This is a genomic window from Alteromonas sp. 14N.309.X.WAT.G.H12 (assembly GCF_036697315.1).
Taxonomy (GTDB): Bacteria; Pseudomonadota; Gammaproteobacteria; order Enterobacterales; family Alteromonadaceae; genus Alteromonas.
This window is the reverse complement of the sequence record NZ_JBAHZB010000043.1, coordinates 25756-30559: the sequence shown is the minus strand read 5'-3', so window position 1 is coordinate 30559 and position 4804 is coordinate 25756. Positions and strand designations below refer to the sequence as shown.

The 4804-nt window shown below is 46.2% G+C and carries 5 protein-coding genes; 2 read left to right on the top strand and 3 right to left on the bottom strand.

Going from position 1 to position 4804, the window contains the following annotated elements:
* The first annotated feature begins 518 nt into the window (after positions 1-518).
* Together V5298_RS12160 and V5298_RS12155 are read left to right on the top strand one after the other, a co-directional pair.
* Complete coding sequence (locus V5298_RS12160; protein ID WP_332931716.1) at positions 519-848, top strand: YunC family protein; 330 nt, start codon at positions 519-521, stop codon at positions 846-848.
* 188 nt (positions 849-1036) lie between these two features.
* Positions 1037-1210: a hypothetical protein gene (locus tag V5298_RS12155; RefSeq protein ID WP_416351177.1), complete on the top strand. Its 174-nt coding sequence runs from the start codon at positions 1037-1039 to the stop codon at positions 1208-1210.
* A 114-nt stretch (positions 1211-1324) separates the two neighbouring features.
* On the opposite strand, the gene V5298_RS12150 is transcribed toward V5298_RS12155, so the two are convergent.
* The 3 genes from V5298_RS12150 to V5298_RS12140 all read right to left on the bottom strand — a co-directional run.
* Positions 1325-2320 (bottom strand): VPLPA-CTERM sorting domain-containing protein, encoded by a 996-nt coding sequence (locus V5298_RS12150; RefSeq protein ID WP_332931715.1) that lies wholly within the window; start codon positions 2318-2320, stop codon positions 1325-1327.
* A gap of 298 nt (positions 2321-2618) precedes the next feature.
* Positions 2619-4427, bottom strand: a complete 1809-nt coding sequence (locus V5298_RS12145; RefSeq protein ID WP_332931714.1) for an FAD-binding protein — start codon at positions 4425-4427, stop codon at positions 2619-2621.
* The coding region (locus V5298_RS12140; RefSeq protein ID WP_416351176.1) for a hypothetical protein at positions 4424-4804 on the bottom strand (381 nt) is incomplete at its 5' end. The genes V5298_RS12140 and V5298_RS12145, both read right to left, overlap by 4 nt.

Sequence of the window (4804 nt, the reverse complement as noted above, 5' to 3'; positions counted from 1 at the left end):
CCTAAGTCCTTTAAACCGCAATCCTCGCGGTAATCTTCATCCTGAAGTTGTCCCTAACAGCCTACCTGGCCGTACTCCCTTTTCCTTTATCCCTAAGTACTTTTTCATCCTTTAAAAAAGTAATCCGTTCCTTTGGTTGTCCCCGTTCATCCCTGGCGTCTTCCTGACTCGTCGTGTTTCCTTGTGACAGGGTTAATAATACCCACCTTCCAAATCCTCGCGACATACATTTTAAAAAAAAATTCCATTTTTTTATTTATACACTAAGAGGATTATAAAAAAACCTTTATAAACAGTGGTTTTATCCTTTAGCAAGGTAAAAGCCTCGGAAAAATGACTCTGATTTCTCACGCATTTGTAAGACATGTCTTACAAATCTTTACATAAACTTACACTCCCATTTCACGCCTTAAATGAACTCGGCATTAACAGAGCCTCTTTCCACACTTAGCCAATATATGGCATTAATTCTGCTTATATCCTTACGGTTTGATGAAAGATGACTCAGGAGTGTGCAAATGAATAAAATGATTGGCCTAGCCTTCGGCCTTCTTGTATTGGCCATCGAGGCCCATGGCGCAGCGTTTGAGTGGGGCGACCTGAAGCGGGAACGCATTGAGTTACACCTGCCCTTACTGACAGTTCAGGGGAGCAAGGGCATATTGGCTTGTGCTTATATTGATGTTGAAACCTGCGACAAGACTGGGGAAGCGTGCGCCATTGTCTCTGGGGTAAAAACCCATGACGACATGTTGAAAAGGCCAGTGGTACGGGTTTCTAAAGCGGCCCGTCAATTAGGTATCGAACCGGGAATGTCCGGTAAACAGGCGTTATCGCTGCTGCGTTAGCCAAGGTATTCGCTAACAAGAAAATACCTATCACGTTTTAACGATCCCCTAGCGGACCGCCACCGTTAGGGGAGTCTTGATACGCTAGTACACCTGATACTGGGAATCGGTGCGAATGTAGAGCGTTACTTGCCCCTGTGTCAGTGGATGTAGCACAAGATTTATTGGCCGGAAGGCTTAAAAGACTCATGCCAGAATACCACATTGCGCTAACCGAAATGTGGTTAGTGCTGCCAAGCAGACAATTAATTTCTCCGGCAATTCGCTTAATTCGGGATGAGTTAACACAAACTATCAGGGATCTAAGAGCACGATTAATGACTCATGGCGTGATTGATGAACAGGAATGGCCCGCATATTAACGGCTTAACTGGGCGCTGAAATCACTTTAGAAATACTAACCAAGCAATAATTCTAGCACTGACTATCGCGCTTTCACTCAATAGTCAGTGCACAGAATAGCAATAGAAAATAACTTACTTAGCAAAACGCTTACGCAAGTTCATTGCACCTAATCCCATTAGGCCCATGCCGAACATAAAAACACTCGCGGGTAATGGTACTGATGTCGTTGGATCATCTGGGATATCGACTGTACCCACAGTATCACCAAATACATAGGCATAACTGATTGAAACCGATTCACCTGCAGTCAAGTCACCAATCTCAAACCCAAGACCTATCCCATTGTCAGCAGATGAATCATAGCCAAACGCCACCGCCGCATAATCACCGCCAGACAAATAACTAGCCGGATCGATGACACTACAGCAATCACCCACAATCCCAGTATTATGGGTATAGGCACTATCACTAAACATACCAATGGTAAGGCCACTTATTACGCCAGAGGCACTGATGAAATCACTTTGAGAGAGTTCACCGGCATCGTCGTAATCGCCATCATTGTTTAAATCTAATCCACGTTCGTTATTGGTCGCCGCAGATCCCCCTGAATAGTTATCTGGGTCCGGATCGATAGCCCGTGAAAAGGACACGCCAGTTAAATCCGTTGTTGCTGTAATGACAGTGCTAATGTTCACATTTTCATCGGAATCATTGAAGAAAAAATCATGAACAATATCAAACATGCCGTTATCTGCTGTACCTACCCAACGGACATGGTTGTCGAAAGTTCCGCCACTTAGATCAGTAATAGACACTTGACTGACACTATCACTGGAAGAGTTACGATTCCCTACTGTACTAAATTGATCGGCAGAGACCCCAAACCCCTCAAACGGAATTCCAGGACTTAAATAATCACCTGTCGCGGTATCAAATGTTCCCGTTCCAGTTGGATCATGAATCAATCCAGGTGAGTTAGTATAATCACCTAAGGTGCCGTCATCAGACACTTGAGTCCAAAGGTAATCGCCTTGCATAAATACCGGTGCGGCTGTGGCCGTGGTGGTACCTAGCATTGCACTTAATACAACACTGGCCAACGCTAATTTTTTTGTTTTAATCATAACTCGATTTCCTTATATGTATGAAAAGTTGCTTCACCCAACTGAAGCATCCGATGCTCACTTCACTTTTGCATTCGTCAGCGAGAATTAGCAATCTTTAAGCCAAAAGGAATATTTATAGATTTATCAATCTATTAGAGGAAATACGCTTTCTATCGAGTTTAAAAAAGAATCAGTAATGTAAAGAATACTGACATAATATTTACATTGATGTGTGGGCTGCTAAATAAAATAAGGCGCGGCTAAACACAGACGCGCCTTACTATTTTCCAGCGACAAAAACGGACAACAAACCTTGTCAGGCAGGCCAAGCGTCAAAGGCTTGTTTCTCCAGCTGCATGCTGCCATCGGAACCTTTATAAATATTGATCCACGCGCGCCAGTTCTCCTCATCCATATCCGGATAATCCAGCCGGTAATGACTGGCGCGGCTTTCTTTGCGCATCAAGGACGCTTTTAATTTCATTTCCGCGCTGATAATCATATTTTTCGTTTCATTGACTAAGCGCAGCTCGTGCATATCCGCCGCCCTTAATAACGGCATATGATGGTCACGTAACTCTTCGATATAGGCTAAAGCGGCCTTCAACATGCTTTCTTTTTTAATATAAAGTACAAAATTCGGGATCATGATCCCCTGTAGCGTTTGTGTTACCCAGGCAGGCCCGTAACCCGCTTCTCGTTTTAGTGGCGCTAATATATCTTCTGTGATCTGTTGCCAGCGTCCATCATTCAATGCCGGTAGTTTTGTCGTCTCAGCATACTGTGCGGCGGCTTCGCCAGCGATAGCCCCCTGCACCGCCGATCCCGCTAACGATGAGCCTATTTGCGTATAAATTCCCCCCGCCATGTAACTGCCTAGGGCATCACCGGCGGCATATAACCCAGGTATATTCGAAGCACAACGATCATCAATTGGCACCAGTCCTTCCGATTTATGAATTGCCATACCCGCAGACGCACCGCCTAGGGTATAACCACTCATCCCGCCTCCGGGAGGGCCTCCCGGCGCTCCACCTGGTCCGCCTCCAGGTCCTCCTTTAAAATCTGGGCCGGGCCCTCCTTGCGGTGGCGGCCCCGATGGTCCCTTGCCGTTACGATTACCTTGGGGAGGACCTGGCCGACCTGTACGTTTAAACTCGTCCGGTGTTTGCGGACCACCGCTCACCAGTGTACTGTCATCTGATCCCGGCGGGCCGCCTGGACCACCGTTGATGGGATTTCCTTTCATATAGGCCTGATAGTTTAAGTCGACGCCTAAATCATGATGTACCTCCACCCCGGTGGTACTGGGGATCTGCGTAAACATGTCTCCCCAGTTGTCAAAACATGCCGCAGGGTGGGAGCTTCTGCTTGTATGGCCGTCATTCCATTCTTTGCCAGTCACCTTTGCCCCAATCTCATAGGCCATAATGGTTCCGTCATGGGTTAGATCACACACCGGAAAGCCATTAGGTTTAAAGCCACCTGCACCAGTACATAAAATGACTGTTTTCGCCGTAATGGTAACGGTTTGCTCTGCGTCTAAGCTAAAGCCAGCAGCGCCGGCAATACGCCCTTCGTCTTTAATAAGATGTGTAATTACAATGCGTTCGAGCAAGGGAATTTTGCGCTCGTTAATCGGCGTCATAAAGGGACGATTGGCTAGTGTCTGGTCAAAGAAGCCCCACTGTTCTAACTCTTTAGCTCTAGCCAAAGAGTGTTCAGCCACCTGACGGGTATATACGGGGTTATTGGTTCCTAATGCTGAGCGGGACACTTTTGCCACAAACTCATCAATGCTGTTTTTTTCTTTGCTGGGATCAAATACAAAAAAGCCCTTGGCAAAAGGCGTTAAGCCCGATGAACCTAAACGACCTTTCGATACAATCATGGTTTTAGCGCCCGCATCATGGGCTTTAACGGCAGCAAACAACCCTGCCATACCACCACCAATAACCAACACATCAGTTGTATGGGATGTGTTCTTTATCGCCTTAGGATCAATCAATACCTTATTAACCGCCCAAGCATGATTTAATCCCAGCGCAGATAAACCTACCACGCCACCAGAAAGACCTAAAAACGTGCGGCGGCTTAGTCCATTGTTGTTATCAGACTGATTCATGATTTCACTCCTGACTGGCGTACCACCGGCGCTGATGAATGCGCAGCGGTTGTCCAATAAAGGCGACCAAGTAACCCTATTCCCACTAGGCAGACAATGACCAAAAAGATCGCCATGGGGAGAGCCGTGTGCCGTCCAAGATCAATAGCATGCCACATGGCCAAGCCAACAAAAGCCACCGTTAATCCCCCATGAAAATAACGCCAATTTTTATACTTCACTTTATAGCGCTTAATGATATTCATACGAAACGCAGCGCTAAGCCCTAGTATGAGCATCAAAGACCAGGCCCCAATACCCATTAAAATACCCACGCTACTGAAAGTAGTTAACATCGTGATAAAGGCATCCATGGGCTTAACACCACCTTCGAAGTA

What these genes read in the sequence shown, in the direction of transcription:
- V5298_RS12155 (WP_416351177.1), top strand. Translation starts at nt 1,037, where the DNA reads ATGCCAGAATACCACATTGCGCTAACCGAAATGTGGTTAGTGCTGCCA.
- V5298_RS12150 (WP_332931715.1), bottom strand. Translation starts at nt 2,320, where the DNA reads ATGATTAAAACAAAAAAATTAGCGTTGGCCAGTGTTGTATTAAGTGCA.
- V5298_RS12160 (WP_332931716.1), top strand. Translation starts at nt 519, where the DNA reads ATGAATAAAATGATTGGCCTAGCCTTCGGCCTTCTTGTATTGGCCATC.
- V5298_RS12145 (WP_332931714.1), bottom strand. Translation starts at nt 4,427, where the DNA reads ATGAATCAGTCTGATAACAACAATGGACTAAGCCGCCGCACGTTTTTA.